We start from the raw sequence: 19,216 nt of genomic DNA on the forward strand, positions 1-19,216 counted from the left end.
ATTGGAACAGACAGTCGACCCTTTCAGCGCGGCAGGGTTTCACGTGCGGCGACCAGTCGGGCCGCCTGTTCGACGCCCTGGTAGGCGAGCTGGCCGGCGAGGTCGGGGCACAGCGCATCGGTATGCACCATGTCCAGCGTGGTCTGTACCCAGGCGCGCACGTCCTGGGCGCGCATGAACAGTCCGCGAGCCTCTTCGTCAGCGGCCGCGCCTGCGAGATTCATCGCCGTCAGCATGGCTTCGCTGCCCAACGTTTCGATGGCGTCCATCAGACGCATGATTTCGGCGTGGTGCGCCTGCACGCTGGCAGCCGGCAACATGGCCGCAGCGGGAAACGGAGACGAGATCGGCTGGATCAGGGTTGCTTCGGCCATGATGGGACTCCCTCTGGATCGATCGGCAAAGTGCCGGTTATGTCTTCTTATCGACGGCCCCGCAGGACTTCTTTAGGGGCAGAGAGATTGCGAGGCGGACTTCCCGAAAACCCAGTCTGCAAAAGGAAAAAGCCCGCCCGGCTTGCGCCTGGACGGGCTTGCTGAAACGCGTCTGAAACAGTGTCGATCAGGCGGCGCGGGCCACGTTGCCGAGCAGGCTGGAGCGGGACACGCCGCGGGTGTCGCCCATCGAACCGAGCAGCTCCTTCATGTCGAGGATGAGCACGATCTGGCCGTTGGACAGCGTGGTCACGCCGGCCACGCCCTTCGGACGGAAATCGTCCAGGCTCTTGATCACCGCGTCCTCGCGACCGGCGAAATTGTCGATCGCCAGGATGAAGGACGACTCGGCCGACTGCATCAGCACACCGTACTGCGGATGATTCTTCTGCGGCCAGCCCAGCAGGCGGGCCAGCGGCAGCACCGGCATCACCTCACCGCGCACCACCATGGTGGCGCGACCGCCGACTTCCTGGATGTCTTCCTGCTGGATCGGCAGGATTTCGCGCACCATCGACAGCGGCACCGCGAAGTGCTGTTCGGCCAGACGCACCAGCAGCACCGGCAGGATGGCCAGCGTGAGCGGCAACGAGATGACGAAGGTGGTGCCCTTACCCTGGACCGAGCGGATTTCGATCGAGCCGTTCAGCTTCTGGATATTGGTCTTCACCACGTCCATGCCGACGCCTCGGCCGGACACGTCGGACACCGTGGCGGCGGTCGAGAAGCCGGGCAGGAACACCAGGTTCAGGCTCGCGCGCTCGTCCAGCGTGTTCGCTTCCTCATCGGTAATGAGGCCCTTCTCCAGCGCCTTGGCACGCAGACGTTCGGCATTCATGCCGCGGCCGTCATCGGCCACCATGATGACGATGTGATCGCCTTCCTGGCGCGCTTCGAGGCGCACGACCGACTTGCCGGACTTGCCCTGGGCCATGCGCTCGTCCGGCGTTTCCACGCCGTGATCGACCGCGTTGCGGATCAGGTGGATGATCGGGTCCGACAGGTCCTCGATCATGGTCTTGTCGATCTCGGTCTCTTCACCGACCAGCGCCAGTTCGACGTCCTTGCCCAGATTGCGGGCGAGATCGCGGGCGATGCGGGGGTACTTCTGGAACAGGCGGCCGATCGGCTGCATGCGGGTTTTCATCACCGCGTTCTGCAGATCGGACACCAGCAGATCGAGCTGGCTCACCGCCGCGTCCAGCGCGTGCAGCGTGTCGCTGTCGCTCTTGCCGGCCAGGATGTCGGCGCGCAGTGAGGTGAGGCGGTTCTTGGTCAGGCCGATTTCGCCGGACAGGTTCAGCACCTGGTCCAGACGCGAGGTATCGACGCGGATCGAGTTGTCGCGGCCCTTTTCGGCATCGCGGCGACCGGTCGGCGCCGGAGTACCCGGACGATCGCCGGCGCGGCGGCCGAAGGCGGCATTGACCACCGCAGCCACTTCACCATCGTTGGCCGAACGTGCGGCGGCCGGCTCGGGCACGGCCTGCGGGGCGGACGGCACGACACCGGTCACCGCCTGATGCAGCGAAACCCAGTCGGGCTCGGCGCCCACCGGGGCTGAAGCAGCAGTCGCGACCGGCTTGGCCACCGGTGCAGCCGGTGCGGCAACCTTGGCCGGCTCGGCGGTCAGCTCACCGGCCAGCGCAGCGCGCAGCCGGGCCATCACGCCGGGGTCGGCTGCGCTCGGCTGCATGCCGCGCTCCAGGGCGCCGAACATGTCGCGCACGATGCCGGTGGCGTCGAGAATGACGTCCATCAGCACCGGCGTCACATTCATTTCGCCATTACGCAGCTTGTCGAAGAGGTTCTCGGTCAGGTGGCAGAGTGCGACCAGTTCGGCAGCGTTCAGAAAGCCCGCCCCGCCCTTGATGGTGTGGAAACCACGGAAGATTTCGTTCAGCAGCCCGCGGTCACCCGGCGTCTTTTCCAGGTCGACCAGCTTGTTGTCCACGCCGGACAGCAGGTCGGTGGCTTCGACCAGAAAGTCCTGCAGCAGATCTTCCATTCCCTGAAAATCACTCATGTTTCGCTCCTGTGGCAGCAGCCGCTTCCGGCCCCTGCCCGACTGCACCTGTTGTCACGGTTACGGCGTCCATCGGATACGCCGGCCGTCCCCTTCTCGTGCTTGTGCGCGTTCCGCTCAGAAACCGAGGCTTTCGAGCAGATCGTCGACCTGTTCCTGGCTGGTGACCACGTCGTTGCGCCCTTCGGAATTGATCACCGGCCCGTTGAGCAGTCCTTCCGGCGCCGCCGCGCGCTTCTCGGCCGGCATGGCCTCGATCAGCACCTGCAGCAGACCGCTCTCCAGCTTTTGCGACATCTCGACGATTTTCTTGATGACCTGACCGGTCAGATCCTGAAAATCCTGCGCCATCATGATTTCGTTCAACTGCGCACGGGTGTCGCGGGCAAAGCCCGGCACATCACCCAGGAAGCCACGGGTTTCGGTGGCCAGCGCCTTGAACTCATCGACCGACAGTTCGTTGCGGTACAGCTTTTCCCAGCGGTCGTGCAGGGTGCTGGACCGCTTCTCGATGTCGTCCTGCATCGGGATGGCCACATCGGTCGCGTTCAGCACCCGGCTGGCGGCGTTCTCGGTCATCTGCGCGACGTAGTTCAGGCGGCTGCGCGCGTCCGGCATCTGCTGTGCGACGTCTTCAAGCGCGTGGTCGTAGCCCAGTTCGCGCAAGGTGTCGTGCAGCTGGCGGGCCAGATGACCCACTTTGTTGAACACCATTTCGCAGCTGTGATCGCTTTCATCGTGCGACACGACATGGGTCGCGGCGTATTCGCCGGCCATGGTGTCAAACAGCGCTTCCAGATCCGGGCTGTCGCCACCTGCGGCAACGACCGGCTCCGGCACCACTTCGAGCCTTACCTTCTGCGGCGTCTCGCTGGCGATGCTGTCGAACAGCGCCTGCAGATCGTCGGAATCGCCGGTCTCGTCAAGCTTGAGCTTCTTCACGGTTCGTTCTCCCGATTCAGCCTCAGGCGGCTTTCTGGTTCATCTTCTCGAAAATCTTGTTCAGCTTTTCGCTCATGGTGCCGGCGGTGAAAGGCTTCACGATGTAGCCGGAAGCACCCGCCTGGGCGGCTTCGATGATGTTTTCCTTCTTGGCCTCGGCGGTGATCATGAGCACCGGCAGTGCCTTCAGCGCGGCATCGGCTCGGATGGCCCGCAGCAACTCGATGCCGGTCATGTTCGGCATGTTCCAGTCGGTCACCACGAAGTCGAATTCGCTGGACTTGAGCTTCTGCAGCGCAATCACGCCGTCCTCGGCTTCATCGACGTTGGTGAATCCGAGTTCCTTCAGCAGATTGCGCACGATGCGGCGCATGGTCGAGAAGTCGTCGACGACGAGGAATTTCATCTTGGGATCAGACATGGGTGACTACCTCTCTCAGGCTTTATGTGTTGCCAGCAGCGGACGCAGCGTGTCGGCGAGCACTTCGGCGTCGAACTTCGCCACATACGCATCCACACCGACGCTCTTGCCCATCGCCCGGTTGGCTTCCGAAGACAGCGATGAGTGCATCACTACCGGAATGTCGGCAAACCGCGGGTCGTTCTTGATGTTACGGGTGAGCACATAGCCGTCCATCTCCGGCATTTCGGCGTCAACCAGGATGAGGTCGATTTCATCGGTCAGCGGGTTGCCAGTGGCCGACGAGTGCGCGGCCATGCCCTGCAGTCGGGTCCAGGCTTCTGCGCCGTTGGTGGCGTGCTTGTGGCGGATGCTGAGCTTGTCCAGCACTTCAGCGATCTTCTTGCGGGCGACCGCCGAGTCATCGACGAAGAACACGTTGGGCTGGTAATTGCCGCCCAGCGGCGGAATGTCGGTAATGGCGGCTTCACCGAAGGTGCCAGCCATGATGCTTTCGACGTCCAGGATGGACACCAGACGGCCGTCGTCCAGTTCGGTGATGGCGGTGATGTACAGCTGTTCGCTGGTCACCACGGATTCGGGCGCACGCACGCGGTCCCAGTCGACACGGATGATGCGGTCCACCTCGTGCACCAGGAAGCCCAGCGTGCGCTTGCTGTACTCGGTCACCATCATGGCGCCGCCCATGCCTTCGGGCGCACCGTCCAGATTCATGATGCGGGCCAGCGACAGCACCGGAATCACGTTGCCACGCAGCGAAATCAGGCCTTCGACACCGCCCGGCATATTGGGCGTCGGGGTGACGGTCGGAGTGCGGCTGACTTCACGCACCTTGAAAACGTTGATGCCGAACAGCTCGTGCGTGCCGAGCGAGAACAGCAGGATTTCCATCTTGTTCGAGCCCGCCAGCTTGGTACGGGCATCGACCTGTTCGAGCAGGTTCTGATCGGTTCTGTCCATCGTCTGTCTCCAGTCTCGTTCAGGCGGCGGCACGGCTGCCACCGTTGCCACGGCGGATCAGACGGCTGATCGTTTCCGCCAGCCGCTGCGCCTCGAATTTCGAAACGTACTCATCGACACCGACCGAGCGGCCCAGCTGCTGGTTGGAGCCGGACGACAGCGATGAGTGCATCACCACCGGAATGCCGGCAAAGCGCGGGTCGTTCTTGATGTGCTTGGTCAGGATGTAGCCGTCCATTTCCGGCATCTCGACATCGGTCAGAATCATGCTGACCAGATCGCCCACCTTGCGGCCACTGGATTCGGCGTAGGCGGCGACCTTCTTCAGTTCGGTCCACATCTGGGCACCGTTGATCGCGCTCACGTAACGCACTGCCATCAGGTCCAGCGTGCGGGTGATCTGGTTGCGCGCCACCGGCGAATCGTCACAGAAGAACACGGTCGCCCCTTCGATGCCCAGCGGCTCGATGTCCTTGAACGCGAGATCGTTGTCGATGTCCGCGGTTTCCGAGAGGATTTTCTCGACGTCCAGCATCATCACCAGACGACCGTCGGCCAGTTCTGTGACCGCGGTGACCAGCCCGCCCAGATTGGCGGTGAGCATGGCGGGCGGCACACGCATCTGCGACCAGTCCAGGCGCAGGATGGTATCGACCGACTCGACCAGAAAGCCCTGGGTGTGGCCGTTGTACTCGGTCACGATCATCACGTCGCGCGGCGTTTCGCTCGGAAACTGCGCGAATTTCGCCAGATCGACCACCGGCACCAGCGCGCCGCGCAGGCTCACCATGCCTTCCACGGCCGGCGGCATTTCAGGCGCCGCGGTCACGGCCGGGGTGCGCATGACTTCGCGCACCTTGAACACATTGATGCCGAAGGTCTCGCGCTTGCCGGTACGGGAGTCCACGCCCAGCGAGAACATCAGGATTTCGAGCTTGTTGGTGCCCGCAAGCTTGGTGCGGGCATCGATATTCTTCAGCAACTCTGACATGTCGGCCTCGTCTGTCTGGTCAGTGGCACGAAAACAACGTGGTGATGTGCTGAGTTAACGGCAGCGCCTGAACAGTCTTGAACCCCCTGAACGAAATTCCGGATGACGCATTCCACCCGCCGGATCAATGGCTTGGAAGATCGTGAAGGGGCGGTATGCCACCCCGGAACGCACTGCTGAAAGCGGAGGTCAGCCCACAAAAAGACAAGGGAAATCAATGCTGATTTCCCTTGATCATGAAGTAACGCCTGAGGAAGCCGGAGCGCCCTTCGGCACACCGCCCCGATCAGACGCGGAAGCGGGCACCCGCTTCTTCCAGCCCCATCGCCAGCGCACGCAGGTGCTGCGCTTCACCGGCCATGGCCGAAATGGCGCTGCTGTTCTCCTCGCTCATCTGGGCGATCTGCTCGACGGAACGCGCCACGTCGTGGCTGGCCGTCGTCTGTTCGCTGACCGATTCCGCGATGCCGGCAATGCCGTTAGAGGTCGATGCCGCCGCATCGGCAGCGCGGCCAAGCGCCCCCACCACCTGCGACAGCTCGTTACGCGAATTGGAGATGGCCGACACGCCGCGCTGCACCACGGCTTCGACGCTGCCGGCACGGGCATCGAGCGAGCGGGTCACTTCCTCGATCTGCTGTGCCGACACTGCGGACTTCTCGGCCAGCTTGCGCACTTCGTCCGCCACCACGGCGAAACCGCGCCCCTGCTCGCCGGCACGGGCCGCCTCGATGGCCGCATTCAGGGCCAGCAGATTGGTCTGTTCGGCGATGTCCTTGACCTGCTGGGTCATGTTGCCGATCGCCCGGGTGCTTTCGATGAATGCACCGGCCGCCTGCGAAATCTCTCCCACCACCTGGCCGACCGCATCGAGTTCGCTGCTCACCGCATCGATCGCTCGATGCCCCTGTGCGGCCTCGTCCCGGCTGGCGTCGGCATGCCGGCGCATCTCGGCGGCGCTGTCAGATACGCTGTTGATGGACACGGACAACTGTTCGATGGTGGCTGCCATCGCCGAAGCGGACTGGCTCTGGCTGGACGAAGCTTCGCTGATCTGCTGCGTGGCGCTGGCCAGCGCCAGCGTGACCTGGCCGACTTCGCCAGCCGAGGACTTGACCCGGGTGATCAAGGCGGCAAGACCGTCGGCCATGCCGTTGAAGCTGCGCGCGATATCACCGAGTTCATCCTGGCTATCCACGTTGATGCGCGCGCTCAGGTCGCCGTCGGCCAGCTTCTTGCCGCCTTCTATCATGCGTCCGATGCTGTCTTCCAGCGACGCATACAGGCCCAGCGCGAGATAGGCCGACACCACCAGCCCGAGCACCAGCGCAGCAATGGTGAGCGACAGTTCGGTGGTCATATGCTGGCTGTGCGCATTCATGCTGGCGTCTATCGTGTCGAGCAGCGTGCTCGACACCTTGAGTGCGGCATCGACCGGCTTGCTGGCTTGGGCAAACACTTCGGTCGGCGCCAGATCGAACTGCTGGCGGATCACGATGTTGTCGAGCATGGCCGACACCGAACCGTAGCTTTCGCGCAGGCGATCCACATCGGCCGAGACGGCAGCCGCATAGGCCGGCGAACGCACCTTGACGCGCTCGACCACGCGGTCCATCTCGACGATACGGCTGCGCACCAGCTGCATCAGCGCGCCCAGCTCCACCGACTCTTCCAGCGTGGCGCTCTTGCGGGCGCTGACGGTGGCCGCGCGGCCACGCAGTTGCGCCAGATATTCGATCGTGTGCGGCGCGACATTCACCGCCGCATCGTTCAGCGTGTAGGTGTCTTCATACGGGTCGAACGTCATGCCAGCCTGGTCCGACACGACACGGAAATCGTTCAGCAGATTCTCGATCAGGGCGCTGTGCCGCTTGAAGTTGTCGCCACTGCTGCTGCCCTGCACCTGCTGCCGGAGCGTTCCCCATTCCTGCTCGATGCGGTCAAGCCCCGCCCCCTGCTGCAGCAGGGCGGCATCGGCGCTGTCCAGCGCGCGCAGCCGGGCCAGGCCTTCCTTCACCTCGGCGGCCTTGGCCTCCACCTTGGGGGCCAGACTGGCGTCGCCATTGAGCATCGCGGACGACAGGCCACGGTGCTGCTGCAACGTGCCCATGACCTGCAGCAACGAGCGCAGATAGGTCGCACCGACCCGCTCGTTCTTCATCAGGGTCAGCGTTTCCACCCGGGTCAGCGTGAGCATCGTGGCCAGCGCAACCGACAGCACGAGGAGGATGCCCATGACCAGGGCCATCTTGGGCGCGAAGCGCATGCGCGACATCAGCGCACGGGCGGGATACAGCAGGGCATTCATAACAGTCTCCTGACGGACGGGCATCGTGTGCCCGCTGCACTTGCCGGGTGCATCGGATTGAATATCCGGAACGCGCAGCAGATCACCGCGTCCGCACAAACGTTCGGGCGACCTGGCAATGCACCGGCCACACCATGAACATCCGATAGAAATTACGGCCGGTCGTCGAGGAAATTGAATGCGGAAAGTGCTTGGCGCGCGGCGGATTGATCTGCATCAATCCGCCGCGCGCTGTCGGGTCAGGCCTCAGGCGGCGTAACCGATGCGGAAGCCGCCCCACTGCCTGCCCGACACGAAGATCGGCGCCGAAATGTCGTGCACCACCTCGCCGGTATCGCGGCGATAGGTCTGGATCAGGAAAGGCTGGCTGTGGGCGCCGCAGCGCCGGCCGACCGGATCGTCGAAAATGCGCTTGGTGCGGTTGCCGGCGATGTCCTTCTTCTCGTCGCCGGTCAGCGGCTGGCAGAAACGCTTGTTATGGGTCGGGAAATAGCCCTTGCGGTCGACCGCGCCGGCGTAGATGAGACCCGGATTACGATCGAGGATGCCTTCCTGCACCGCCGGGAACAGCCGGTCGGTCAGCCCGTCGAACTTGGTGTGGAACTTGGTCGGCTTGGTGCCGGGAATGGGCTGGTAGTTCTCGTCGAACAGCGCATCCAGCGTGATTTCACCGCGCTTGACCGCGGCTTCGAGGCAGGCGCCGATCTGGGCGGCGGCGCTGGCGACGATGTCGGGCATGCGGGCATGCATGGCGACCGCCTGCTCGCCGTAGCCGCCCAGACGGAACACCTGGGCGAGCTCGGCCAGATTGCTGGACAGCACATCCAGCCGTGCGGCGCCGGTCGCGGTTTCACCCGATACGTCCAGATTGGATTCAGCCATCGCGAAAATGCGCTGCACGTGCTGTTCGACCTGTTCGCCCAGCGCATGGTTGTGGCGCATCGCGTCCACCGTGCCGCCCACGCGCTCCAGGGTTGCATCGGCGCAGGCACGGATGTTTTCCAGCGTCGCCACCGCCTCGCCGGTCAGGTCAGCACCTCGACGCGCCTCGACTGCACTGGTGCGTATCGCCGAAGCCGCTTCGCCGGTTTCGCGCTGTACGGTGGAAATCATCGAGTGGATCTGCCCGGTGGAGGCCGCTGTGCGCTCGGCCAGCTTGCGCACCTCGTCAGCCACCACCGCGAAGCCGCGACCCTGTTCGCCAGCCCGTGCCGCCTCGATGGCCGCGTTGAGCGCCAGCAGATTGGTCTGGTCCGCAATCTCCCGGATCACCTGCACGACGGAGCCGATCTCCTCCGAGCGCTGCCCCAGCAGTTCGATCTTGCGGGCGCTCTCGGACACGCTGCCGGCCACCCGTCCCATCTCTTCGGCCACCCGGGTCACCACCTGGGCGCCCTGTTGCGACAACTCGCGCGAGCGGGTGGCGTCATCCACCGTACCGGACGCGGCGCGCGTGGCTTCGGCCATGCTGTCCTTCATGTTGCCGACGTCGCCGCTGGCGGCACGCGAAGCCGCACATTGCTGCTCGGCCGATCCGGCAACGCGCTCGGCACCCTTACCGAGATCGCTGCAGGTCTGCTGCAGACGTTGCGAGGTAAACAGCATCTTGGCCATGGCCGCGCTGAATTCCTGCACCAGGCGGTTATAACCGTCGGCCAGGCGCGGCAAAGCGCCATAGCCGGCCACTTCGAGACGGAAGGTGAGGTCGCCCGACATGCGGGCCTGTTCGACGCCGGCGACAATGCGATCCAGCGGCCGCTCCAGCAGCAGCAGCGTCAGGCCGCGTGCCAGCGCACTGGCAATCAGCGCCAGTGCGGCAGCAATGAGCGCTCCGCCGGGTGTGAAGGCCGGCGCGGTGAGCGCGTACAGGCCGAGGTGGGTGGTCAGCAGTCCTGCAGAAAGGCCCAACCAGGGGCCAAGGCTGCGCGTCTGTGCGCGCGTGCTCGTCGTCATCGATCTCTCTCCTGTCCGGTAAGGGCCTTCGGACAGGCGCCAGGCAAACGAACCCGACGTCCTGTCCCCAGACCCTGGGCATCGTGTGCCGATCCGTGGTACAGGCTTTACGACGACGTGCGTACGAACTTGAGTCGCCGCCCGTCGATCGCTCAGGTGATCGTGAACAACTTCTGGAAATTGGCGACGTCGAGCACCTGACGGACCGGCGCACTGCAGTGCGTCAGCACCACTTCGCAGTGGGCGGCACGCGCCTTGTCGCGCAGCATCAGCAGCATGCCGAGTGCGGAACTGTCGAGATAGGTGACCGCGCCCAGATCGATTTCCATCGTCGCAGTACCGCGGGCAAGCAGCTGTTCGGTCACGTCCCGGAATTCGCGGTGGGACGAAAAATCGAAACGGCCGCCCAGCGCGATGCGCGTCTGGTCATTGTCGAGAGATGAAGTACGTATTTCCATGATGAACCTGTATCGATATTGAAACGTCGGGCGCTCAGGCCTGGGTGGCAAGACGCTTGCCGTTCTGCAACGCGGCAACAATGCGTTCGGCAACCTGGGTCAGCGGCGCCACTTCACAGCACGCCCCGATCTGGGCGGCTTCACGCGGCATGCCATAGACCACGCAACTGTCCTGATCCTGGCCTATGGTCCATGCGCCGGCCCGGCGCATGGCCAGCATGCCCTGGGCGCCGTCCTTGCCCATCCCGGTGAGCAGCGCCGCCACCGCGCTGCCACGCGCATGCTGGGACGCTGAATTGAACAGCACATCGACCGCCGGGCGATGGCGGTTGTACGGCGGCGTCTGCAACAGTTCGCAGACATAGCCATTGCCGGAACGGCGGATTTCCAAATGCGAATGGCCGGGTGCCAGATAGGCGTGGCCAGGCAGGATGCGCTCGCCCTGCTCCGCCTCCTTCACCTTGACCCGTGCCAGCGTGTCCAGCCGGCGCGCAAAGCTCGCGGTGAACATTTCCGGCATGTGCTGGACCATCACGATGCCCGGCACGTTTTCCGGCAGCCGGCACAGCACTTCCTTGATCGCCTCGGTACCTCCGGTGGATGCACCGATGCAGATGATGCGATCGCCCCAGCTCGATGTCGCCACCGCCGGCGTGGCCGGACGCGGGGGCGCGGTCGCCCGTGCCGCGGCAACCGGCGCCGGCGTCGTCACCGTCGCGCCGGCGCGCAGCACCTTCAGGCGCGCGCCATGGGCAGTGCGGATCTTTTCGTGTATTTCCTGCGCATAGCTGGCAGGCAGGCCGGCCAGAGAGCCGCGCGGCTTGGCAACGTAATCGACCGCACCAAGCTCCAGTGCCTGCAGCGTGGTTTCCGAACCCTGGGCGGTCTGGCTGGAAATCATGATGACCGGCATCGGACGCAGCCGCATCACCTTATCCAGAAACTCCAGCCCGTTCATGTTGGGCATCTCGACATCCAGCGTCAGCACGTCGGGCGACAGCTCTTTCACCTTCTGTCGCGCCATCGCAGCGTCCGGTGCGGAGCCGACCACTTCCATGTCGGGTGCCTGGTTGATGATCTCGGTCAGTACCGCGCGCATCACCGCGGAATCGTCGACCACGAGAACCCTGATCTTCATGCCTTCTTTCTCCTTGCAACCGGTCAGGAGAACAATTCGATGTCGCCGGAAGCATCGTCGCGAGCAAGGCGTTCCTGATACTCGCGCTCGCGCCTGACCAGCGTATCGTTGTTCATGCGCGCCAGCCGCTTGAGCAGCACGCGCCCCGAATTCGGAAAGAAGTAAATCTTTCTTGCATGGCTGTCCAGCAGATCCTGAGCAAGAACAGGAATGCCTTCCTGAGCGAGATAATCGAGCACGAAATCCGCATTGCGCTCACCGACATTGGCATTCGCCAGCGTAGCCATGACACGGCCGCCACCGAACACCTTTGCCTGCAAAGCAGAACGTCGGGCCCCGGACTTGATCAGTTCGTTCACCAGCAGCTCCATCGCATAGGCGCCGTAGCGCGCCGAGCGGCTCATGACGCCGGTGCCGGCATCCGGCAGCATGAAGTGATTCATGCCACCGATACCGCGCTCCGGATCGCGTATGCAGGCAGCCACGCAGGAACCGAGTACGGTGACCAGCAGCATGTCGCGGGTGGTCACGAAAAACTCGCCCGGCAGTATCTTGACCGCCTCACGTGAGAAATTGCGGTCGAAGTAGCGCTGCGCGGCCTGATGCTCGATCAGGCCGGGACCGTTGTCAGCGAGCGCCGTCAGCACGCGCATAGACGGTTCTTCCCATATTGCGGAACAGGTCCACCGCGTGCGAGAAGCTCTCGGAATGCCCGGCAAACAGCAGGCCGTCCGGGCGCAGCAGGGGCACATAGCGCTTGAGAATGCCGTACTGCGTCGGCTTGTCGAAATAGATCATCACGTTGCGGCAGAAGATGGCTTCAAGCGGGCCGCGCACCGGCCAGTTCGACTCGAGCAGGTTCACCCGCGTGAAACGGATGAGCTTCTGCAGCTCGGGGCGCACACGTACATCGCCGGAGCGGCTGCCGGTGCCGCGCAGGAAGTACTTGCGCACCAGTTCGGGTGACAGTTTCTCGATGCGTTCCTCACCATAGACACCGGCCTGCCCCTGGGCCAGTACCTGGGTGTCGATGTCGGAGGCGATGATTTCCACCGGCGGATTCATCGAGCCGTACAGCTCGCAGCAGGTGATGGCGATCGAGTAAGGCTCTTCGCCGGTCGAGGCCGCACTGCACCAGATGCGGGCATTCGGCTTGCCCAGCTTGGTCAGATGCTGTTTCAGGATGTCGAAGTGGTGCGCTTCCCGGAAGAAGGAGGTCAGATTGGTGGTCAGCGAATTGACGAAGGTTTCCCACTCGGTACGGTCATTGCGCTCCAGCCGGCGGATGTAGTCGGCAAAGGTCGCATCCCCGGTGGCGCGCAGTCTGCGTGCCAGCCGGCTGTAGACCATGTCGAACTTGATCGGCGACAGCGAGATGCCTGCGTACTGGTGGATCATCTTCGCGATGCGGTCGAAGTCTTCCCGCGTGAAGGCGAATTCGCGCGTGCTGCCGGCCAGCGTCTTCACCTCGGAAAGCTGACGGGTGACCTCTGCCGCGTTATGTGTCGCAATGCCTGCCCTGCTGCCTGTACTCACGATGCCTGACCCTGGTTGATGCGTACTGCCGGTTCCGCGGAACCGGATATGCCGTTCAGAACTCTTCCCACTCGTCCTCGGCCGCAGCCAGCGATACCGGCGCGACACGCTTGACCTTGCCCAGCGCGCCGCCCCGCGAACGCGGCAGCACCGGCTCGCTGTTCGCTGCCTCGCGCACCACCGCACGCTCATAGCCCGACGACATGCCGCCCGACCCGTCCAGCTTGAACTGGCCCACCGCCCTCATCAGCGACCTCGCCTGCTCTTCCAGACTTTCCGCCGCCGCCGCCGCCTGTTCCACCAGCGCCGCGTTCTGCTGCGTAACCCCGTCCATCTGGCTCACCGCCTGCGTCACCTGCGCAATGCCCGATGCCTGCTCCTGGCTCGCCGAGGCAATGTCGGTCACCAGACCGGTCACCTGACGGAAGCTGTCCACCACCCGCTCCATCGTGTCGCCCGCTTCCGCGACCAGCTTCGCGCCGTCATCCACCCGCTCCACCGACGCCGCGATCAGACCCTTGATCTCCTTCGCCGCCTGCGCGCTGCGCTGTGCAAGGTTCCTCACTTCGCTCGCAACCACCGCGAAGCCCCGGCCCTGCTCACCCGCACGCGCCGCTTCCACCGCCGCGTTCAGCGCAAGGATGTTCGTCTGGAACGCGATCGAATCGATCACCCCGATGATGTCCGCGATCTTCTTGCTCGAGTCCTGGATGTCCGACATCGTCAGCACCACCCGCTTCACCGTCTCCGCTCCGCGCATCACCGCCTCGTTGCTCTGGTGACCCAGCTGGTTCGCCTTCTGTGCGCTGTCCGCGTTCTGCTTCACCGTCGCGTTCAGCTCTTCCATCGAACTGGCGGTCTCTTCCAGCGAACTGGCCTGTTCCTCGGTACGTGCGCTCAGATCTGCATTGCCCGCGGCAATCTCACGTGCCGCGGTATTGATGGCTTCGGTCGATTCCTTGATCCGGCCCACCACTTCACGCAGGCGGTCCACCGTGGAATTGGTGTCGTCCTTGAGCTGGGCGAAAGTGCCCTGGTACTCGCCGTCTATCTTGCGGTTCAGGTCGCCGCTGGCCATCGCGTTGAGCACCGACGCCAGATCGCCGAGGCTGGCCGCGACCTGCTCGACCAGGCCATTCAGCCCTTCCGCCAGCTGACGGAAGAAACCCTGCTTGTTCTCGACCGACAACCGACGCGTGAAATCGCCATTGCCGGCTGCGCGCACCAGATCGGTCACTTCCTTCTCGATGGCCACTTCGTCGGTACGGTCCAGCCACTCACCGACCGAACCCAGACGCTGGCCGGTAGCATTCACGATGGGGCTGGTGGTGAGCTGATACAGCCGGCCACCGATCACGATTTCGCTCTTGACCGTGCTGTTCAGCGCCGCAAGACGGCCACGCGCCGCTTCAGGATCGTCGTAGAACACGGTGATGTCGCTGCCGACGAAGGCGTCGGCCGAGAACTGCGCGACCTTGCGCCGGATTTCCGACTCGGTGCGGCGCAGGGTTTCGAGCAGCGTCTTGTTGGCATAGAGCACCTTGCCGCTGTTGTCGGCGATGCGCACATTGGTGGTGACCGAATCAAGCGCCTCGCGGATGCGCAGATTTTCGTCCGCCACCCTACGCTCCTCGGCCATGTCGGCACCAAGCTTGATCTTCATCGTCTTGGTGGCATCGAGAATGGCCACCATCTCGTCGCGACGGGTGGTGTCGACCTCGACGTCAAGCCGGCCTTCCGCCATGCGACGGACGATGGCCTTCACGTCGCCGATCGGCTTAAGGATGGAACGCAGCAGCAGCCAGGCACCGACCGCCGCCAGCAGCAGCCCGACGACAAGCAGCGCCGCCATGGTCGCGAACGCGCGGCCGGACAGTTCTCGTACATGCTCGATCTCGCCGCCGGCAACCCGGATCTGGAGATCCACGAGCTCGCCTACCTTGCCCGAGATCGGGTCGATGACCGGATACAGATCCTGCACCGTGTATGCGGTCAGTGCCGCCATGTCCTTGGCCCGCATGATCCCGGCAAGGCGATCTATCGCCGCATCGGCCGTCTTCATCAGCGGCAGGGCCTGCTCGACCAGAGTCCGTTCTTCATCGGTCATCTGGCTCGACCGGTAACGGTCCCAGTTCTTGACGATGGATTCACGTGCCTGCGCGATGTTCTTTTCGCCCTGCGCGAAATCGATATTGCCGTTGCGTACCTTGTGCGCGGTGTCGACGATGTTGACCGCATACATGTCCGACACCACCTTGAGCTGCTGGCTCGGCACCACGCGGTCGCTGTAGGTGACCTTGAGCACGGACTCGCTGTTCTGCAGCGCCTGCATGCCGGTAGCCGCGATCCCGATCATGGCCAGACCGACGATGCCGACGATGCCGAACATGCGTGCGCGGATGCTCAGGCTGGCAATGAAGCGGGCCAGCGAGAAGCCGGTCTTCACCACCACGCCGTCGCGGATGGCCAGTCCCTTGGCGCTGCCTTCGCGGAAGGCGCGGTAGGCGCTTTCCGCCGCCGCCACCTGTTCGCGCGACGGGCGGGTGCGCACCGACATGTAGCCGGTGACCACACCGTTTTCCAGCACCGGCGTGGCATTGGCCACGACCCAGTAGTGGTCGCCGTTCTTGCACCGGTTCTTGACCAGACCGGTCCACGGGCGCTCCGACTTCAGGCAGCGCCACATGTCCTCGAACGCTTCGCGCGGCATGTCCGGATGCCGCACCATATTGTGCGGCTGACCGATCAGCTCGGATTCCTCGAACCCGCTGATTTCGATGAAGTCCCGGTTCACGTAGGCGATCTGACCTTTCAGATCGGTACGCGACACGATGTTGTGTCGATCGGTGAGTTCAACTTCCCGCCCGGTCACCGGCGAATTGATGCGCATGATGTTTCCTCTCCTGCGTCCGGAACGGCGATGCCACCCCGGTCACGTTCCACTTCAGAACTCTTCCCACTCTTCTTCGGCCAAGGCCGCTGCTGCGCCCGGCACGACACGCTTGACCTTGCCCAGCGCGCCGCCCCGCGAACGCGGCAGCACCGGCTCGCTGTTCGCCGCCTCGCGCACCACCGCACGCTCATAGCCCGACGACATGCCGCCCGACCCGTCCAGCTTGAACTGGCCCACCGCCCTCATCAGCGACCTCGCCTGCTCTTCCAGACTTTCCGCCGCCGCCGCCGCCTGTTCCACCAGCGCCGCGTTCTGCTGCGTAACCCCGTCCATCTGGCTCACCGCCTGCGTCACCTGCGCAATGCCCGATGCCTGCTCCTGGCTCGCCGAGGCAATGTCGGTCACCAGACCGGTCACCTGACGGAAGCTGTCCACCACCCGCTCCATCGTGTCGCCCGCTTCCGCGACCAGCTTCGCGCCGTCATCCACCCGCTCCACCGACGCCGCGATCAGACCCTTGATCTCCTTCGCCGCCTGCGCGCTGCGCTGTGCAAGGTTCCTCACTTCGCTCGCAACCACCGCGAAGCCCCGGCCCTGCTCACCCGCACGCGCCGCTTCCACCGCCGCGTTCAGCGCAAGGATGTTCGTCTGGAACGCGATCGAATCGATCACCCCGATGATGTCCGCGATCTTCTTGCTCGAGTCCTGGATGTCCGACATCGTCAGCACCACCCGCTTCACCGTCTCCGCTCCGCGCATCACCGCCTCGTTGCTCTGGTGACCCAGCTGGTTCGCCTTCTGTGCGCTGTCCGCGTTCTGCTTCACCGTCGCATTCAGCTCTTCCATCGAACTGGCGGTTTCCTGCAGCGAACTGGCCTGCTCTTCGGTACGCGAACTGAGGTCGCTGTTGCCGGCCGAGATTTCGCGGGCCGCCACGTTGATGGCTTCGGTCGATTCCTTGATCCGGCCCACCACTTCGCGCAGGCGGTCCACCGTGGAGTTGGTGTCGTCCTTGAGCTGGGCGAAGGTGCCCTGGTACTCGCCGTCGATCTTGCGGTTCAGGTCGCCGCTGGCCATCGCGTTGAGCACCGACGCCAGATCGCCGAGGCTGCCCGACACCTGTTCCACCAGGTCATTCAGCCCTTCCGCCAGCTGGCGGAAGAAACCCTGCTTGTTCTCGACCGACAGTCGACGCGTGAAATCACCGGCACCGGCCGCGGTGACCAGGCCGGTTACCTCCTGCTCGATGGCCACCTCGTCGGTACGGTCTTTCCATTCGCCCACTGTGCCGACACGCTCGCCGGCGTCATTCACGATGGGGGTCAGCGACAGTTCGAACGCATGGTCGCCGATGGCCAGTTCGCTGCGCTGTATCGGGCCGTCCGACCAGCTGCGGCGCACGAACTGCGGATTGGTGCAGAGCGCATTCACATTGCTGCCGATGAAACGGTCAAGCGAGAAGTTCGGAGCGCCCGTCCGTATTTCGCCTTCCACCCGTCCCAGCGTGCGCATCATGGCGCGGTTCGCGTACAGCACATTGCCGCTGTTGTCGGCAATACGCACATTGGTGGTGACGCAGTCGAGCGCGCTGCGGGCGCGCAGATTTTCCTCGGCCACCACGCGATCGCGTTCCGCACGTGTCTTCAGATCGCCCCGCATCTTGTCGAGCAGTCGCATGAGCTGCCCGACCTCGTCCTGCACGCCAGCGTCGATGGCACGATCGAACATGCCGGTCGAAATGGCTTCCGCATGCTGACCGGCCAGGCGCAGGCGGCTGGCGATGCTGCGCCCCAGATTGAGGCCGATGAAGCCGATTACGGCGGTGATCGCCAGCGCGATCATCGCCACGAAGCCGACTTCCTTCAGGATGAGTGCATTCACGTCATCCACATAGATGCCCGAACCGACCACCCAGCCCCAGGGCTCGAACTGCCTGACATAGGACACCTTGGGCACCGGTGCATCGGCACCCGGGCGCGGCCACTTGTAGTCGACAAAGCCCGCACCTTCGCTCTTGGCCACCCGCACGAACTCGACGAACAGCGCCTTGCCGTCCGGGTCCCGGGTACCGCTGAGATCTTTCCCTTCCAGTTCGGGCTTGGTCGGATGCATGACCATGCGCGGGCCGAAATCGTTGATCCAGAAATAGTCCTGGCCGTTGTAGCGCAGCGTGCGCAGGGTTTCCATCGCCTGCCTGCGCGCCTCATCCTCGCTCAACTCTCCTGACCGGGCGCGCTTGTGAAAGGCATCCACCACGCCCCAGGCGGACTCCACTGCAAAGCGGGCGGCGCTCTTGCGGTCTTCCAGCATGTTGGAACGCATGCCGAACAGCAGGATGGTGGCCAGCAGGACGATACCGACCATCGAGGCTGCCACGATGACCAGCAGCCGCTGCTGCACGGTCAGACCGCGCGGGGACGCGATATTCGACGAAGTGATTGAAGTCATTCTCGGGGACTTTCAGTCAGTGCACCGGGTCGTCGACCAACGCCATGTCGGGCGACAGCATGAGTTTCTCGATATCGACGACGATGAGCATGCGTGCGTCAATCGAACCGAGGCCGTGGATGTAGCGGGTATCGAGCGCGGACGAAAAATCCGGTGCAGGCAGGATCTGGGCCGACCCGAGCGCCAGCACGTCGGACACCGAATCGACCACCATGCCGACCACGCGCCCGCCCACATTGAGGATGATGGTGACGGTGAAGGGCGTGTATTCGACGACGCCCACACCGAACTTGATGCGCAGATCGACGATGGGAACGATGGTGCCGCGCAGGTTGATCACGCCCTTGATGAAGGGCGGCGCATGAGCGATGCCGGTCACCGCGTCATAGCCGCGGATTTCCTGCACCTTGAGGATATCGATCGCGTACTCCTCCTCACCCAGCGTGAAGGTGAGGTACTCCTGGGCATAGCCGCCCTCTGCCGCCCCGTCGGGCCGGTGAGTCGCCACCTGCGCCGCATGAACCATTGTGAGCTCCCTCGCTTCCGATACCACGGAAGTAACGGCAGAAGGGGCACGCGCCTTGAGGCTGGGAAGCCCCCATTTTTCGCGTTACCTCCGGCGGCCGGTCATGCTCCCGCCCGGAGACCCGCCTCGCGACAGCGAGCCGGGCATACCGCACATGACAGGGCAACAAAGGGGGGGAATGA

Annotated in this window: 15 protein-coding genes; all 15 read right to left on the reverse strand. The window is 64.1% G+C overall.

The genetic code is table 11. From position 1 onward, the window contains the following. Nucleotides 1-23: 23 nt before the first annotated feature. Entirely contained in the window at nucleotides 24-374 is a 351-nt protein-coding gene (locus METUNV2_RS0113715; protein WP_018230040.1) for a hypothetical protein, read from the reverse strand. 187 nt (nucleotides 375-561) lie between these two features. Further along, nucleotides 562-2,442, reverse strand: coding sequence for a chemotaxis protein CheA (locus tag METUNV2_RS0113720; protein ID WP_018230041.1), 1,881 nt, complete (start codon nucleotides 2,440-2,442; stop codon nucleotides 562-564). Between the two features lie 135 nt (nucleotides 2,443-2,577). Beyond that, complete coding sequence (gene cheZ / locus METUNV2_RS0113725; RefSeq protein WP_018230042.1) at nucleotides 2,578-3,402, reverse strand: protein phosphatase CheZ; 825 nt, start codon at nucleotides 3,400-3,402, stop codon at nucleotides 2,578-2,580. 22 nt (nucleotides 3,403-3,424) lie between these two features. After that, a complete protein-coding gene (gene cheY / locus METUNV2_RS0113730; RefSeq protein WP_026188162.1) occupies nucleotides 3,425-3,823 on the reverse strand; it encodes a chemotaxis response regulator CheY in 399 nt (132 codons plus the stop codon). Nucleotides 3,824-3,838: 15 nt separating this feature from the next. Further along, complete coding sequence (locus METUNV2_RS0113735) at nucleotides 3,839-4,783, reverse strand: chemotaxis protein (protein ID WP_018230044.1); 945 nt, start codon at nucleotides 4,781-4,783, stop codon at nucleotides 3,839-3,841. 19 nt (nucleotides 4,784-4,802) lie between these two features. Further along, nucleotides 4,803-5,774 (reverse strand): chemotaxis protein, encoded by a 972-nt coding sequence (locus tag METUNV2_RS0113740; RefSeq protein WP_026188163.1) that lies wholly within the window; start codon nucleotides 5,772-5,774, stop codon nucleotides 4,803-4,805. Between the two features lie 286 nt (nucleotides 5,775-6,060). Then, nucleotides 6,061-8,082: a methyl-accepting chemotaxis protein gene (locus METUNV2_RS0113745; protein WP_018230046.1), complete on the reverse strand. Its 2,022-nt coding sequence runs from the start codon at nucleotides 8,080-8,082 to the stop codon at nucleotides 6,061-6,063. A 246-nt stretch (nucleotides 8,083-8,328) separates the two neighbouring features. Then, entirely contained in the window at nucleotides 8,329-10,035 is a 1,707-nt protein-coding gene (locus METUNV2_RS0113750) for a methyl-accepting chemotaxis protein (RefSeq protein ID WP_018230047.1), read from the reverse strand. A 152-nt stretch (nucleotides 10,036-10,187) separates the two neighbouring features. Further along, the gene (locus tag METUNV2_RS0113755) at nucleotides 10,188-10,493 is read right to left on the reverse strand and encodes an STAS domain-containing protein (protein WP_018230048.1); all 306 of its coding nucleotides are present in this window, start codon (nucleotides 10,491-10,493) and stop codon (nucleotides 10,188-10,190) included. Between the two features lie 34 nt (nucleotides 10,494-10,527). Then, nucleotides 10,528-11,631, reverse strand: coding sequence for a protein-glutamate methylesterase/protein-glutamine glutaminase (locus tag METUNV2_RS0113760; RefSeq protein ID WP_018230049.1), 1,104 nt, complete (start codon nucleotides 11,629-11,631; stop codon nucleotides 10,528-10,530). A gap of 23 nt (nucleotides 11,632-11,654) precedes the next feature. Then, on the reverse strand, nucleotides 11,655-12,284 hold the full coding sequence (cheD, locus tag METUNV2_RS0113765; RefSeq protein ID WP_018230050.1) for a chemoreceptor glutamine deamidase CheD: 630 nt from the start codon (nucleotides 12,282-12,284) through the stop codon (nucleotides 11,655-11,657). After that, nucleotides 12,259-13,098 carry a CheR family methyltransferase gene (locus METUNV2_RS0113770; protein WP_018230051.1) on the reverse strand — a complete coding sequence of 280 codons (840 nt, stop codon included), beginning with the start codon at nucleotides 13,096-13,098 and terminating at the stop codon, nucleotides 12,259-12,261. The genes cheD and METUNV2_RS0113770 overlap by 26 nt, the downstream gene beginning before the upstream one ends. 124 nt (nucleotides 13,099-13,222) lie before the next feature. Continuing rightward, the gene (locus METUNV2_RS0113775; RefSeq protein ID WP_018230052.1) at nucleotides 13,223-16,057 is read right to left on the reverse strand and encodes a methyl-accepting chemotaxis protein; all 2,835 of its coding nucleotides are present in this window, start codon (nucleotides 16,055-16,057) and stop codon (nucleotides 13,223-13,225) included. A 54-nt stretch (nucleotides 16,058-16,111) separates the two neighbouring features. After that, nucleotides 16,112-18,508, reverse strand: coding sequence for a methyl-accepting chemotaxis protein (locus tag METUNV2_RS0113780; protein ID WP_018230053.1), 2,397 nt, complete (start codon nucleotides 18,506-18,508; stop codon nucleotides 16,112-16,114). A 16-nt stretch (nucleotides 18,509-18,524) separates the two neighbouring features. Then, nucleotides 18,525-19,034 (reverse strand): chemotaxis protein CheW, encoded by a 510-nt coding sequence (locus tag METUNV2_RS0113785; RefSeq protein ID WP_018230054.1) that lies wholly within the window; start codon nucleotides 19,032-19,034, stop codon nucleotides 18,525-18,527. Nucleotides 19,035-19,216: the final 182 nt, after the last annotated feature.

Origin of the sequence: Methyloversatilis universalis EHg5 (genome assembly GCF_000378945.1) — a bacterium.
Taxonomy (GTDB): domain Bacteria; phylum Pseudomonadota; class Gammaproteobacteria; order Burkholderiales; family Rhodocyclaceae; genus Methyloversatilis; species Methyloversatilis universalis_A.